General features: G+C 57.2%; 8 protein-coding genes. 1 reads left to right on the top strand and 7 read right to left on the bottom strand.

The features are described from left to right. Positions 1 to 825: 825 nt before the first annotated feature. The gene (locus tag EHH60_RS34290; protein WP_124163637.1) at positions 826 to 3039 is read right to left on the bottom strand and encodes a T3SS effector XopP-like protein; all 2214 of its coding nucleotides are present in this window, start codon (positions 3037 to 3039) and stop codon (positions 826 to 828) included. A gap of 1195 nt (positions 3040 to 4234) precedes the next feature. Continuing rightward, positions 4235 to 5470 (bottom strand): cytochrome P450, encoded by a 1236-nt coding sequence (locus tag EHH60_RS34280; protein WP_124163636.1) that lies wholly within the window; start codon positions 5468 to 5470, stop codon positions 4235 to 4237. Between the two features lie 1342 nt (positions 5471 to 6812). Between EHH60_RS34280 and EHH60_RS38610 the strand changes: the two genes are divergently transcribed. Next, positions 6813 to 6947, top strand: a complete 135-nt coding sequence (locus EHH60_RS38610; RefSeq protein ID WP_283811877.1) for a hypothetical protein — start codon at positions 6813 to 6815, stop codon at positions 6945 to 6947. Between the two features lie 1553 nt (positions 6948 to 8500). Here the strand turns inward: EHH60_RS38610 and EHH60_RS34265 are convergent. The 5 genes from EHH60_RS34265 to EHH60_RS34240 all read right to left on the bottom strand — a co-directional run bounded on the left by EHH60_RS34265 (position 8501) and on the right by EHH60_RS34240 (position 15332). Then, positions 8501 to 9382 (bottom strand): pantoate--beta-alanine ligase, encoded by an 882-nt coding sequence (locus EHH60_RS34265; protein WP_124163635.1) that lies wholly within the window; start codon positions 9380 to 9382, stop codon positions 8501 to 8503. Positions 9383 to 9628: 246 nt separating this feature from the next. After that, on the bottom strand, positions 9629 to 11311 hold the full coding sequence (locus tag EHH60_RS38355) for a pentapeptide repeat-containing protein (protein WP_245454660.1): 1683 nt from the start codon (positions 11309 to 11311) through the stop codon (positions 9629 to 9631). After that, on the bottom strand, positions 11308 to 12264 hold the full coding sequence (locus EHH60_RS34250; protein WP_245454659.1) for an ABC transporter permease: 957 nt from the start codon (positions 12262 to 12264) through the stop codon (positions 11308 to 11310). The genes EHH60_RS38355 and EHH60_RS34250 overlap by 4 nt, the downstream gene beginning before the upstream one ends. 4 nt (positions 12265 to 12268) lie before the next feature. Then, positions 12269 to 13957 (bottom strand): ABC transporter substrate-binding protein, encoded by a 1689-nt coding sequence (locus EHH60_RS34245; RefSeq protein ID WP_124163633.1) that lies wholly within the window; start codon positions 13955 to 13957, stop codon positions 12269 to 12271. A gap of 34 nt (positions 13958 to 13991) precedes the next feature. Further along, positions 13992 to 15332, bottom strand: a complete 1341-nt coding sequence (locus EHH60_RS34240) for an NtaA/DmoA family FMN-dependent monooxygenase (protein WP_036032050.1) — start codon at positions 15330 to 15332, stop codon at positions 13992 to 13994. Positions 15333 to 15865: the final 533 nt, after the last annotated feature.

Here is a 15865-nt window from a genome sequence, read left to right as displayed (position 1 = left end):
GAATGGAAGCTCCTGCGCCAAGCCAATCCCACCGATCAGCAAGCCGCCTGACCTTCACCCCGCCGATCATAGAACTAACTGTACCCGCGCGCATGCGTCAATCAGGCGGTCCTCGTGGTATGCGTACGCTCTTCCGGCGATGCCACCGTTGCTCGCTCGTGGCGGCGACTGAAAAAAGCAGGGAAATGACTGACCATACGACGGTGTATTGAAATCGTCTCCGCGGCGCCCGGCGCCATTGCAGTTGAAACGAAGAAGCTCCGACTTACTCGGATTGAGACGCTCAACGAAGAACGACAAGCCCCAGCATCTTTTGGAGGCCAAGGAGGCGTGATGCTGGGGCCGTCGTAGCCTGATGCTAGAGTAGCAAACAGGCGGCGTTGTTGTGCACCGCCCGGTTTGATTCGTCAAAGCGGCCGGGACGCTCAGCTCCCGTACATCCGGACCATCCGCGATCCGTTGAAGCTCGCCCGAAGAGTTTGCGCGCCAGTTCGCCGCGGGCAGGCAGGTGAAAGCACTGTGACACCGGGCGTATCGCCGCCAGCATCTGGTATATCTCCCGCCTGCAATAGTCAGCGGCCCAGCTTCTCGCCCGAGCGCCGATGTTCGCCAGGGCAGGGAATGGCAGCTTGCTTGTACGACGACCGACAATCCTCCGGATCGCCAGCCGATACCCCTCCCGTAAGAAGTGTTCTCTCCCCGGCTCCATCCTTGTGTAAGCTGGAGTTCGACGAGGCTCGGCGCAGCTCAGGCAATCCGCCGAGCCGGTCCGAAAGGCATGAACTCTGACGCCGAACGGCTCACCGGCGCAAGAAAACCAGCTCACTAGATCCCCAGTCGAGCCATCTGAGCTGAAGCGTGCTCCGGGTCGGGAAGGGGCTGCCATGGCTGGCCAGCGGCGGTGCTCAACAAGGACCTACAGAATGCGGGAGTGAGCTTGCCTCGGTGGATCACGACGTTCTCGTGCCCCTCGGCGGCTCGAGCGTTCTGCCAGTGCTGATTGTAGCCGCGCTGTTCGTCAGACTTGACGTGGCAAGCGGCGAATTCGCGATCGCCCAGCGTTGCCAATTGCCAGGCATGTACCGGCCGCTTGGTGTGGATGTGTACCCACATCGGCCTTGGCGTCGCGCCATTGCTCAGCGCCATGGGCTGTAGCTTGATTTCAAACAGCGTCTCTGGCTCTCCCTTCAAGGCGCGAGGTGGATCCACTGACGCCAGTTCCCCCGCTGCCCGTAACTGTACAAGGTATTTCTGCGATGGAAACGCATAGGTCTTCATGCAATCGCTCGTGATTGCTGCCTTTCGCGCGCTCAATGACTTTGCCTGCCCCTGAACCTCGGACCCCATCCTTTGAAGCCGGACTATCTTTTCGTGCACTTCGGGCACCTGCGCAGCGGTGAGCAGGCCCCCTCGGCGAGGCTCCTCCAGCGCGGCTACACAGGCCTCAATCTCGGAGGACTGCGTCTGCAAGCGCTTGATCACGCGATTCAGGACATGTTCGGCGTCGTCGGGCTTCATCTGGCGCGCTTGCGAGACGGCGCTTTGCTGAGCCCGCAGATCGAACTGCAGCAGCTCGTCCAATCGCTCAAGTAATCCCGGCAGTGCCTTCCTGGAGGGCGGAGCCTGCCACATCTGGAGGTGATCGGTCGCAGAGGATGACGCAGCTGCCTCCTCCGGCGTGGCGAGTTTCTTTGTACCGAGATCCGAGAGCACGATGACCTTGCCCGTCGCGGCCGCGGCGGCATCGGACCTTCCCAGTTGCGGCGCGGGCGGGCTGGCCGTCGAACTCCCCTCGCCCGCGGCTGCTCCGCGCTTTGCTTTGCCCTTTCTGCGCGCTGGAGTGCCTTCACCCACCAGGGCAGTGTTTTCAGGAAGCGCAGCCCAAGCCGGCGGTTCAATCGTCACTTCCGTCTTTGGCTGCAATGCCAGCAGCCGCATGACGTCGTTCGCCGTCACCCACGCTCCGTCCACGATCTCGCCAAGCAACTGCAAAGGAAGGTCAGCTTCCGTTCCAGCCTCCCTCAGGGGCTCAAGCATGCCCCTCAGTTGGGATGCAAATTCCGAAAGCCGTTCCATCACTCCTTCCAGAACGGCGCGGTGCTCGGCGTCGAGCACCGCTCCTCCGCGAACGGCCTCGCCCGTCGAAATAAATGCCGGAAAAACATCTTCAACAAAGGTCCCGAGCAGACGCACCTGCCCCCTCTCGTCCATGAGGGCGGCTCGCACGTCCGGTGCTAACGTGCTCGCTCGCCACTCAATCAAGAGCTGGGCGAGAGCGATGCGCGATTGCAGATACATGCACCTGGTATGGAGCGCCCAGCCCGTATTGAGCCTGAGTTGGCCCTCTTCGGTCTTGCGCATCTCGGGCGTGCTGCTTGGCAAGTGGGCAGTAGCCGCACAGACTGACTGCATCCGCTCGAAGCGCAACGCCTTCTTTCCCCACCAGTCCATGCAGGCAGCATACTGGTTCGCGACGCCCGCAACGACGCGGCTCAGCTGGTCGGGCGGAGCGGTGTCTTTGACCTCGTCGAGCAGGGCTTTTGCTTTCTTTCTCCTGTTCTCAAGTGGGTACAGAATCTCGGTGGCTACTTCGTTACATTGGTTGCCCGCATCCAGCGTGTTGTCGCGGAGCCGGCGAGCCTGATCGTCGGGCAGGATACGACGCGCCAAATTGGAAGGCAGATTCGCGTAATACTCCAGAACTGTTGAGCCTGCTTCGACCACTCGATCGATCAGCTCTTGCGCCTTTTCCGAGTTGCAGCGTTGCATGGCCGCTCGACGGCAAGTTTCAAACTTCTCAAGCAGGCTGTCCAAATTTCGCTTTGCGGCCTTGATCTCGTTGCGCGTTGGCGCCGCCATATCTGAAGCCGCAGTTCTGTCTTGAGGCCCGGAGCGCATCCGCTCCAGGACGGCATCGAAGGATTGACCGCGTTCCCCAGGGAAGAGACCAGGCTCCAGGCTCGAACGGCTCAATTCCCCGGCGCTGTCGGCTCCCGCCGCCTCACCCTGTGATGAATCAGCTCGGCCAATACCTTTCATACTTCATCTCCGAATAGTCGAGAGTGCGCAGCCTGTCTGGATAGGCCGCCTAGCTGACGACTAGCTGACCAAGAGCCATTCATCTGGATGCACAAGAAATAAGACCTCGCCTTGAGTTCCACTTCAATCGCAGCTTGGTCGTGTTGCTGAACTAGCCGCATCAGTGCCGGTGTGATCAGCTGAGACGTGACCGGCGTCCGACCTGCCCTACCCACGGAATAGTCCCTACCCGAACGCCTTGGCTCTATGCACGCGAGCTGGGCCAAGTCAAACGCTAGAGAGCAGCCAGGAACGCGCTCGCCTCCCGAACGGCGATTTTTGGCCAAGCAGAACTGGCCAGCGTATGTCGATCGGCAGACCTTCGCTCGCAACGCACGCGTCCCGCTATCCACTAAACAGACTTCGACCGAAGAGTTTACCAAGTCACCAGCCATCGACGGGTGTGCCGAGACGTCGGAGGCCATCAGCAACGACATTTTGCCCGTCGGAACTGAGCAGAATCGAGGTTGCGCAACTCCCTCAAACTATATCTCGCAAAAGCCGGGCCGCCGCCCAGGCCGGTTAAATCACACTCATAGAAATGTGGCAGCAAGCATATCGAGCACACCGAGCGTCACCCCGACCAGCGAATTGGGTGTCCGCACGTCTCTAAAGAGCAGAAAGGTGAGTATCGGCTCCACTACCAGAATAGCTCCCACTATTTCGCGGCAATGATCCAGATATTCTTCATATGCATGTGGCGAAGCGCTTATCTGAAAATGAGGTAGATGCCACCGAAGGATATCAGGAGAAACATCGGCCACAGGCATTGCCAAATTACTGCCGGTCTTCCCCAGGGAGCTTGAGGTAATCAACTCGGGGAATATCCAAATCGCTTCTCCAAGGAAAATCGCTGCAACCCGCTACAATCTTCAGCATCAATTCATCGGCCTCCACGTTCCGGCTATACAAGGCAACCCGAACAGGCGGCATCGGAGTTGCCGTTGAGGCCCTTTCGGCATCTCAGGCGTTTGCAAGTCGAGACGCGCGCCTGACATGTCGCTTCTCACGGGGACTTCAAACGTCTGCCCGGTCGATCAGTAGTTGCCCACTAAAAATGCTTCGCGTCGATCGAGCCATCTGCGCAGATTGAACATTAGTTCAGATCAATCCACCCTGACCGCGCACCGGCGGCCGGGGACTGGCGCGACCAGGCCTACGCTTCAATCCGCACGGGGAGAGCCGAATAGCCGTGCACGAAGTTAGATGCAATTCGCTCGGGTTCGCCGACGACCTCGATCTCCAGTCTCGCATCCAAGATCTCTTCCCAGAGGACTCTCAACTGCAGTTCGGCAAGATGTCGACCAAGACAGCGATGGATTCCGAATCCGAACGAGAGGTGCTGCCGCACATTCTTCCGGTCGATCACGAAACTGTTGGCGTTCTCAATGATCTCTTCGTCTCTGTTGCCGGAGATGTACCACATGACGACCTTGTCGCCTTTCCGGATCTGTTTCCCGCCTACGATGCTGTCGACCGCGGCAGTGCGGCGCATATGCGCGATCGGTGTCTGGTATCGGATAATCTCGGACACGGCGCTCGAGACCAGCTTGGGATTGTCGGCTAGTTTTCGCAGTTCGGAGGGGTACTGGCTCATGAACAGGAGGCCGCCGGTAATCGAGTTGCGCGTCGTATCATTTCCCCCCACGATCAGCAGAATCAGATTCCCGAGAAACTCACTCGGCTTCATATGGCGTGTGGCGGGCGAATGCGCCATCAAGGAAATCAGGTCGAGGCGCGGCTCGGCATTAATGCGCTCGTTCCAAAGCCCTGTAAAATAGTCCAGACATTCTGATAAGATTGTGCTTCGCTTGTCCCAGCTGTCGATCGCATGGCCTGCTTTCGGAGTTGTAACAGCTACGTCTGACCAATAGGTCAGTAGTCGCCGATCCTCAAATGGAAAGTCGAAGAGCGTGGCGAGCATTTGCGTCGTCAACTCTATCGAGACCATGTCTACCCAATTGAAGGCTTCATTGCGCGGCAAGCCATCGAGAATCGCCCTGACCCGAGAGCGGATCAAGGTTTCGAGCTTCGTCAGGCTTTCCGGTCCGACGATCGGGCTCACGGTATTGCGCTGCTCGGCGTGCTTGGGAGGCCCCATCTTGATGAAACTCTGGGTCCAGTGTTTATCAGGCACGTCGACAATAGTGACACCTTGCTTTGATGAGAATGCTTTGTGGTTTGTGTCTATCGCTACGATGTCCCGATACTTCGTCACGGACCAATATGGACCGTGGGGGCTGTCTTTGCAGTAGTGAATGGGATCTTCTCTTCGCAACCGGTCAAAGAAACCCCATATGCTATCGTCTTGAAAGCGCCTGCCTTCGCTTACATCCAGCTCGCTCAGCGGGATAATGTCATCTGCTTTATGATCTTCTGATCGCCTGCTCATGATCATCTCCGCAGATTTTGCTCCCGAGAGGTTACAGATCTAGGGTCACGATTCACCGTTCGAGCTGCCGTGAGCGTTTGGCTGCGACGGGCCGCCCGACCAGACTATCTCAAAGCGCGGCTGGCCTAGCCCTACCACGTCGGGCAGTAAGGATCGTATTGACTTTCCGACCCGATCTACTCAATCACTGAGAGCTGTCACCACGAGCTGGACGACGGCTGTGCGGGAGACAACATCCGATCGAATACACACTCCCAAGGTCGCCAGCCATTTTGCGACCTCTCACTGTCGTTTCGAGTCCAGGGAGACCAATTGAGGCGGCTCGGCAGTCTGCCGCCCATCGTGATCTTGGCCGAGGCACCCCAAAGCGGCGAAGCTGGAAGGGGCAATCCTCTCTTGCATAGTAGTTCCCGCATTGGGTGTCCTGTGGGGTAACCTGAGAAAGAGGGCGGTGCGAGGAGGCTCTGAAATGCGGACGCGAGCAGGTGCAGGTAAGGTCCGCAGGTCTGCAAGGTGAGCGCCGGAGAGGCTTCAAACCTGATGCGGTGTCCGGCCTGGAAGGCTCGGACACTGTAAAATGGAGGCTGAAGCCTTGCACCGAAACGCTGCAGGAACCGTTTCGGTCGAGAAACGTGGGAGGCGGGGCAAATCGGAGCGACCGCGCATGACGGAGCACCGTCCCGACTAGTCGCCGAAGCCGAACGCCTTCGCGTCAGGTCGAGCAGCAAAACCTGGGGCAGCCCGCCCGAGGCAAATGTGCGAACAGCACGTCAGAGTGAGACCGGCGCTCAAATGCGCCGATTCGCTGAGATCTCCCGCCGCATGATCAAGTCGAGAGCTTTTCCCGCCTAGATAGCTGCGTTAAGAGATCCTCTCTTTAGTAGTGGAGGAAGTGATGAGCCATGACCGGATCGTTACGGCGGCCATCATCGCCGTTGGCGCTCTCAACACGGTGCTCGCAGCGATAGCGCTCTTGTCGTTCTGAGCAGCGCAATTTTCTCATGCGACAAGAGGCCATCTCGATTGGCGGCCTCTTTCATTCACGCAGCGTCTCCGCGTATGGCCCGATCGCGTATACGGAACGCGGTCTCCGCTTGGTCCGCTTCGTGGCGCCAAGGATCATGCAGCCTATCTTCTTTTCAGCCCGCCGGTTCGAAATCGTGAGTAGGTCATCCGGTACCGGGTCTAGCGGCTTCGGGGTACCCGTCCACCGCACCCGTTAAGAGAGTAGTTACCACTCACTGTCAGCATTTCCATATTAGGTCGCCATAGGCGGCAGCCAATCTGAGAACGTCTGATTTTCCGACACGCCCGGTTAGCGGTCTCTTTCAGGAGAGGCCCAATGTTCAAGGGCTTCACGATGGCAGTTGCGGCGCTGATTTCCACAGCGCAACTGGATCAATACCTCACGCACGGTCGGTACACCGACGCGGCGATCGCTATGCTCCGGCACATCAGGCATGGGTTTGGCTTTTGAGAAACCGGAACGCATCTGGAAAGCAATTCACGGGTTGATCTCGATGCGGAGGAGCAACGCGCCATAGCCATATTGGGAGCTGGGCTTTGTGTCGAGCTGTGTGACCTGCTTGCTCTCCTGAGCTTGAGGCAGCTCGGTCTGATCGGAGTCTGCGATTTGAAAGCTGCCGCGCACGAGTTACGGAGGCGCGTTGTCTTGAGCGAACTCGGGTAACGATCAGGTGATGATCAGATGATAAAAGTGCGGATCTAACATGACGGTGCGCGACAAGACGTTCTCACCGCGCCGATTTTTAGGTCCTCAGGGGGCTAAGGGCTGGATGGGGTCGACAACGGAAGGGGCCGGCTCTGGTTGGGATTAATTGGGCGGTCAATTTGACCAAAGAGCAAGCCGATCGCCTCGCGGAGATTGAGTTGACGAGCACGAGCGGGACTAGCGTAAGCCCGGTCAGAGCCTAGACAGCGAGACGGATGAGTGGACATCCTCTTCATCTTGCCGATCAACGCCGAAAAGACATACCGACACCGCCCGCCTAGCATGCTTCCTTCTTTGGACAGACTGATCTCGCGAACCGCCATCTCGCCCACAGCAAGAGCGTCAGTCACTCCAGGACTATGAACCTCAATCACTCTTTTGCGATCAGTCGCAGTTTGGATCGCCATGATCGACTCGACCAAGCCAAGCTTCCTAAGAGCGCAGTTCAAGCCAGACTCGAAAAGGTGTTGTTGGTCACGAGCGAAATTGATGCCGGAAATCAGGCGCGAGATCGGCATAGCTGCGCTCCCGTGCTTGATCTGGCGGAAGCACAAAGAGTCTCTCAGACGCTGAAATAAGTCACGGACCCGCGATGATGTTTGTGGGCTGCACCTCCAGGAAATAGCAGTCATGGGACTCATAGTGCCGATCTCCATAGTAACACTTCGTCTCTAGGCGCAAAGTATTGACCATCCAGTCAGCACCGCTTCGGAGCCGAGTTTATGCTTAGGCGTTGCCGACAGATGCGCCTTCCTTCCGACGTGTCCGCTTTGGGCTGAAACCGGCAACCTCAACCCGAGCAGATGTCTTCCGCTTGGCCCTCGTCAGCCGACATTGCGTTATTGGTTCAAGCCCTAGATCATTTCCCTTTTGCCAACTCGAAAGCTACGAACGTAATACCCCTGTCGCTGAACGGCCGACTTTACCTCGTCGCTGACTTTGAGAACTCTAGTTCTGCTCTTGTGCCATTTATTGGAAGAGTAAAGTGCGGGCATCTCAGAAGCGTTGCTTATGACGAGGAAGTCCCGCTTGTTATTACGAATAGACATCAAACATGTCACCCTCGCAGAAATGTCGAGTAGAGCAAATATGTTTGGTAACGACCGTGTCAGCTGTAGTGCGCTGGGCCCCCGAGCGGGTGGTAGTCTGGGATGCCTGCTGGTTAGACTTCGCACCCAGTGAATGTCGGGGAAATGTTAGCGCGCCAACCGATCAGCTCAGATTTCTTTTTGCATGCTGTTTCCATGCCAGGCCAGTGTACTAGTTCCGTGAAGGCCATGCGGTGAATAATGGTCTAGCTACGAGTGCTTAGGCAGATCGATCGAGAGATCCGGAGCACCATTTAGGAGGGTATCCTGATCTGGAACATAGATACTATCGAAAACCCTCAGGCCGTGAGCCGTTGCCGCGCCAATAATGATGAAAGGGAGCTTGACCTGCTCTAGATCTTCGAAGCTGTCACCGCCGACAATCCGAAGATAATCGAATTTAAACCGTCGGAACTTTATGTGAGATGCAGCCGACGCTACAAGGTCCTTGACGCTCGACGCTCCTCGGACGATCTCTTCCCTTAAATGGTTGAGTGCCGTGAAGAGGCATGACAGCTCATCAAGCTCAGACCGGCTAAATCGCCTTAAGCGCGACGAAATCGGCACTCCATTCTTGTATCTCACGGTCGGCACAAACCTTATCTCGCAATCGAGAAGGAGGTCTGCAACGGCGCGCTTCACCAGGATCGCCTGACCGATATCTTTCAGGCCGAAGTAGCTGCGAGTTGGCCGCGCATAGCAGATCCAGCGGACCGCACCGGTCAGGGCTTCCTTCAAGCACGCCTCAGGCCCATCTAAACGCAAATGATAGTCACCTTGCGATACGAACGTTCGATAGCCAGGCGGAAACATTTCGGTGTCGCTCGAGGAAATCACGGCAGTCGCTCCCGAACGTAGGGCAAGTCCAATATCATCGTCCAAATTGAAATTGTAGCTCCCACCTGGTCTAAGCTGGATCTTGTTCGGGTACACTGTGACAATCGCGACGTCATTCTCCAAGGCCGCTCTTCTGATCAGTTCTGCATGCCCAAGATGCAGGGCGCCCAGAGTGTGTACTGTGCCAATGGTCTGACCTGTTCTTGCGACCTCCCGGATGAACGCCTTGCCTGCGGAAAGACCTGCCAGATGCATGTTCTTACTCCAGTTTCCTTGAACGCAAAAAGAGTGGAGCGCTTGGATCTCGGAAGATGCGCGGCGGGGGCATCCTGTGTGGGCCGCGCACGCAGACGAGCTCCAAAGAGCTTCAACGCCCGCTTACAGTCGAATGACCGCATCAAACTGATCTAAGCTCGTGGGCACTGTAGCTCCCTCTGTTCTTGCGGTTTTCAAAGGAGTCAGGTTGACCCTTCTCGACCACGTCGCATCAACGATGAGAGTTCAGCCAGATAGTTCGATGACTCGTTCAGCTGATCCCCCTCCAGAGCGACCTGCAGTCCCCGACAACGGTCGGCAAAAAACGGTGGTTATCTTAGCGCCTAAAAAGTCGACCTTCACGAAGCTGGCCTGGAATGGCGATATCCCACTCAGGTTCGCATCGCGCAGGGACGATTGGTTCATGCGAACGTATGCGGCCCGCGTTGCCTCCAGGTTGCTATCGGTCATACCCGCGGCGAGATATGCCTGAACGAGATTGGAGCCTTCGAGATTTGCGTGACCCAATGCCATTGATTGCGGCGGATCACCGGTGATCATCGACCTGTAGAGGTAAGCCTGTGATAGGTCCGCATGTTCGAGATCGCAGTCGCGCACAAAGGCGCAGCGGCCGCGAAAACCGGTGAGTTTGGCGGCTCGCATTGTGCTCTCTGTTATCGAAATGCTCTCACCTGATGCCTGAGATAGGTCCGCTCCGTCCAGCTGACAGGAATGAATAGATGCACTGTTGAGCACAGCACCGACGAGGTTCGCGTCGGACAGGCCTACGGACAGAAGCCGCGCCTCGGTGAGGTCTGCCTGTTCCAGCTCAGCGCTCGCGAGATTTGACAGGTGAAGATCAGCGAATGGGGCGCTCAGGGCTCTCGCCCGAATCCGCCCGCTCACCTTTGAGAGTCTCAGATACGGAAGATGAGCACCTTCCAAGACAAGACCATCGATGGAGGTGGGACGCACGATCGATAAGCAGTCTCCCTTTGAGTGGAAGAACGAGCAATCCGCCAGATGCGTCTTCGTGATAGCGACTTGGCTCAGCTTAGCAAAGCGGAAGGAAGCGGAAGGAAGGAAGCATTCATTGATAGTTGACCCTTGCAGTTCCGCGCCATCGAATACAGCATTACTCGCGTCGCACTGATAAAGGAGAAGCCCGCTGAGCATCGCGTTGTCAAAGCGTGTTCTTTTCATACTGCAACCATGAAATAGGCTGCCGGTTGCATCAATTAAATTGCGCAGACTGGCGTCATCGAAGTTGCAGACCTGCGCTGCCATGGCGTGCATATAGGCAAAATCAAGCTTGGCCCCGAGGAAACTTGCCCGCTCTAGCCCCGGACGGGGAAATGGATGACCCAGAACCTTGGCGGCCTCCACATACCCTGTCCCTTTGATGGCAAGCATCTGGCCCCTGATCATGCGCGCATAGCCTGGCGCTGTGCCGATTCCGACAGCTATGACCTCAGTCAATAGGGACGGGCCAAAAACGGTCACGAACACAAGGGCGAGCAAGAGCGTGGGAATCGCAAAGAGCACGTCGACAATCCGGCTGAGGATGCTATCGACTACGCCACCAGAAAGCGCTGCGGCGACGCCGATAACGATCGCAATGAACATGCTCAGCGCCGTTGCGCCAAGTCCGATGGCGAGGGATTGGCCCGTCCCCTCGACTATTCGAGAGTAAAGATCTCGCCCCAATTGATCAGTTCCCAACCAATGAATGATCGACGGAGACTGCAATGACGATCTCAAATCTATAGCGAGCGGATCGTGCGTCTGCAGTACCTTTGGGGCCATAGCCGCGAAGGCAAAGAGGCCAATTATTATAAGAGAGACGGTAACCCGGAAGGGGACATGGCGCGTGATTGCCAGGACTTCTTTGAGCGAACGAGATATGCTGACTTCGGCGAACATGCTCATGTCAACTTGAACCTCGGATCGACCAGCCGGTAAGTCAGATCGACGATCAAATTGGCAAGAGCGAATACGCCCGCAGAGATCAAAACAGCTCCCGAGACAATCGGAACGTCTCTCGAGGACGTTGCAGCGACGAGGACTCCACCTAGGCCTTGACGGGCGAAAACCACCTCGATCAAAATCGCGCCCGAAAGAAGTTTGCCGAGCGCCCAGCCTGACAAAGTAATCCCGGGCAATGCGGCGTGGCGGAGGACATGGCGAAGCCTGACGCCAAAATCACTCATACCTCGGGCCCGCGCGGACGTGACGAAGGGCTGCTCGAGCACGCGCGTGAACTCGTTCTGAACGACTTGTCCAAAAAAGCCCGACAGTTCAAGAGCCAACGCAAGTGTCGGGAGAATGAGCCCGACCGGGGAATTTCCACCGATGACCGGAAGAATGCGCAGCTTTACCGCAAAAACAACCAGCAAAATTGTGGCCAGCCAGTAAGGCGGCACTGTTGCCAAAAAGACTTGCGTGTCATTGAGCAGCTTCGACCATATGTTGTCTCTGCCGGCGATGAACAAGGTTGTCAGGATGGCGATAATCCATGCAATCGGCAGCGCGGCGACCGCCAGAATAATCGTAGGCCCAATCTGATCCGCGATGATCCCTGCGACAGGCCGATGCTGCTGGTAGGATTCACCAAGATCTCCATGCAGGATTCCCAGCATGTATTTTCCGTATTGAACCACGAGTGGTTGATCAAAGCCGTATTTCGCATTGATCGCCGCGAGTTCTGCCGCGGACGCCGGCCCGACGTTGCCACTTGTCACATTAATGATGATCTGGGCGCGATCGCCAGGCATCACACACTGAATTAAGAACGCAAACGTTGCGGCAGCCCACACCACCACCACGCCGGCCAATATCCGGCGCGTGAACCAAACAATGGCATGATGGGTTGCTATCTTCATGGCATCATTTCTTGTCGTCAAAATGGGCATCATAGAAGACAGGTTCGCCAACTGACCCACGGTCCAGCCAGACGTCTTTCAGGGTCGGCTTGGTCGCCAAAGTTACGTCCAGGACAGTAAGGCCAATAACGGGTGCCTCATCCACGATCTTCCGTTCCGCCTGCTGATAAAGGGCGGTACGTTCAGCTCCATTGAAATTCTGTTCCGCCTTTCGAATGATGTCCCAAAGCATCAGATCCTGGTAGCGCGAGGGATTGAAGCGATTGGGCTCGCCATTCTGATCGGGCTTCCACGAGATCCGGAATATCTCAGCGCCGGGGGCAACCCAATAGAGGAGAACGACCTCATAATCATCGGGTCCGAGGTTTTTCCCGGCGAAGAAGTCAGCCGGATTGGTGGGTTGAAGACGTACGTCAAAACCGGCCGCCCGTCCCTGCTGCTGGACAACTTGCAAGGCTTGCTCGCCATCCGGCTTGAGAAAAGCGTACGAATAGGAAATGCGCACGATGAGCGGACGACCGTTCTTGACACGAACGCCCGTAGGATTGCGCTCAGTCCAACCCGCCTGATCAAGCAGCTGATTGGCCTTGCGAATATCGTACCCATAGGACTGCCCGAGTTCAGGCAGGTATTCCGGCGAGCTCTGACTTAGCGCACCGTTGCCCTCGAACGGTAAAGAGCCGAGGAAGGATGTGTCGACCGCGGCCTTTCGGTCAGTAGAATAGGCAAAGGCCCTGCGGACGAGCACGTCGTCAAATGGGGGCCGGGCCGTATACAATGCGAGGCGCAGGGGGGTGTCCCCCGTCAGGTGCCGTAATACTGGAAAGCGGAAGTTGGCGTCCTTCCATGCGACAGCCGGAATATCGTATATGGCATCGGTCTCCCCCGCGATCAGCGAGCCGTATCGGACAGTCTGATCTGGCAGAAACTTCCAACTGATCCCGTCAACGTAAGCCGGCCCCTGATGTCTGGCGGTGGCCGGCGCCGAATTGTATTCGGGATTGCGGCGGAAGGTGACTTCTCGCCCATGGTGCCACTTGTCGACAATGAATGGACCTGAACCGACGGGGTTCTCGCAATTGACCGCAAGTCCACGTTTGAGTGCCGATGGCGAGAGAATGCCTTGTGAGGATTGGGCGAACACGTTCAGCAAGGGCTGGAACGGCACCTTCAATTTTACTTCCAATCTCAGAGGAGCAATTGCCCTCGCCGATTCGAAGCTCTCGCCGAGATAAGGAGCGGCAGTCGGATTGCGAAGATCGGGGTCATTGCTGAGCCACCCGTTGATATTGTCAGCGATGGCCTGCGCATCGAGGGCGCTCCCGTCAGTGAACTTTACATTCGGCTTTATCTCGAATGTGTACACCTTTTTGTCGTCGGAGATGGTCCAAGACTCGGCCAGCCATGGCAAAATCTTGCCGTCCTCGTCGCGCGCAACCAGATTATCGCTGTACTGGCGTTGCAGATACCATTGCTGCACCCATCCTCCGAACAGGCAGGCAGGCTCTTGAAAATGCCCGTAACGAATAACGCCTCCTCGCTTGACGCTGCCGGCCAAGCCTTCCTGCGCATGAACGCTGGGCGCCAATTGGGACAGGCCCAAGAGCATGACAAGGGTAGCCGCCAGTGTTCTTGCTTGACGGTTGGACTTGCCAGTGAAGCGCCTCGCTGACCGCGCATTGGCTAAATGCATATCCAGGCTCCAGAGATTTGGTGTTGAGGAAGCGTCAGAGCGGTGAGCTAGCTGTGGCTCGTGCCGGCTCGAACGGAGTAGAAATGCCGAAATGCTCTCGCAGTGTCTGTCCCAGATATTCTTTGCGAAACAGCCCGCGCTTCTGCAGGATGGGAACCACATTGTCGACAAACGCTGAAGTGCCATCGGTGAGAACATCCGGAATGATGTTGAAACCATCGACCGCGCCGGCGCGGAACCATGCCTCAATCGAATCCGCGATCTGCTCGGGTGCACCCACAAGCAAGCGGTGGCCAAAAGCTTGAACGCTGCTGATGATCTCGCGAACCGTCCGACCTTGACGCGCCAGAGCTTCAATCGTGCGATGGTGACCGACAGAAAACGGAACATGATCTGCATCAGGCAGAATCTCCTCCGGGATTGGCCTCTCGAGGCTGAGCTTCTCGACCGCCACACCCATGCTTCTTGCAAGGGCGCCGAGGGCGCGCTCCAGATCGAGCAGTCCATCAAGGTTTTCTTTGCGACGAGCCGCCTCGTCCTCGGTGCCCCCGATACAGGTGACAAGGCCCGGCAGGATGAGCGGAGCCGCAGGGCGGCCGAATTGCCGAGAGAGCGCACGCAGGCGCTCTGCCTCCCTCAGAGCCGTCGTCAAGTCCCCGGCGGCCGCAAACACGACATCTGCACTGCGGGCACCAAGCCATAGTCCGGGATCCGAACCGCCCGCCTGAACGATGACTGGGTGACCTTGGGGCGAAGCGGGATGCGTCAGTGGGCCTCGGATGCCGAAACTATTGGTATCGGGATCCAGGAGGCGGAATTGACTCTGATCTGCGTAAACTCCCGCAGCCTGATCGGCGATGACCACCTCGCCGCTCCAGCTCAGCCAGAGAGCGCGGACCGTTTCAACGAAGTCCTCGGCCCGTCTGTAGCGATCCACTCGCCCGACTTCTCGACCGCCAAAGTTTGCTACCGTCGCCGGGCTCGACGTCGTGACTGCGTTCCAGGCAACGCGGCCACCGCTGATGACCTCGAGCGATTGGAAACGCCGAGCGAGATTGTATGGTTCATTGTAGGTCGTCGACGCTGTCGCGATCAGGCCAATCCGCTGCGTTTCGCGTGCAATCACCGCAAGAACGAGGGTAGGTTCGAGCCCATTCAGCGGTGGCTGGTGCGTAATGTCGAAACTTATCGCGGGAGTATCGGCGAGGAATACAGCATCCAGCAGACCACGCTCCGCAACCTTCGCAGCCCGGACGTAGTGCTCGACATCGAAAAAGGCGCTTGGATTTGTACCTGGCCAGCGCCACGCGGCGGAATGGCCACCAGCGCCATGAAGATTTAGGCCGAGATGAAGCATGGAGTTAACCGAAGACATCACAACCCCTAATGCGGCGGCCTCTGAGCCAGTTGGTGGGCGTTGAGGACAAATCAGCGACCACCCTGCCCTTTCGCGCAAGCTCACGCTCAATGTGCGCCGGGCAACCGATTTGAGGCATGGATAACAAACCGTCGGCTGATGTTAGAGGGCTCTCCCCGAAGAAGATTCGGGTACGTGCTATGATGTTCTGCGCGCAGGCGCAGCCCAAAAGAGCTTCGACAACGGTGGTCGCCGATTGACGCTGTCGTGACAGCCAGTTTCCAGCGGCTAGTTGATCCCACACGAGTACACTCACATCTGCGCTCCAGAATTCATCAAGGCCAGCTGCTTCTCAGGAAGGTGTTCTGATGCCCATTCGCGATCGGAACGTTTGGACTCGCGACCGGGCGAGCAAGGATCGATTAGAGGATTTTTAGAGGGCGAAACCACGCAAACGCAATAGTTGAGTATTTCAATCTACTATCGTCTGTTGGCATCCCATTCTATTGCGAAGTCTATCTGTCCATCGCTTAGCCCAAATGGTCTCTGAT

It is taken from the genome of Bradyrhizobium sp. RP6 (assembly GCF_003837805.1).
Lineage (GTDB): Bacteria > Pseudomonadota > Alphaproteobacteria > Rhizobiales > Xanthobacteraceae > Bradyrhizobium.
The sequence above is the reverse complement of the archived record's forward strand: the minus strand, read 5'-3'. Positions and strand labels throughout refer to the sequence as shown.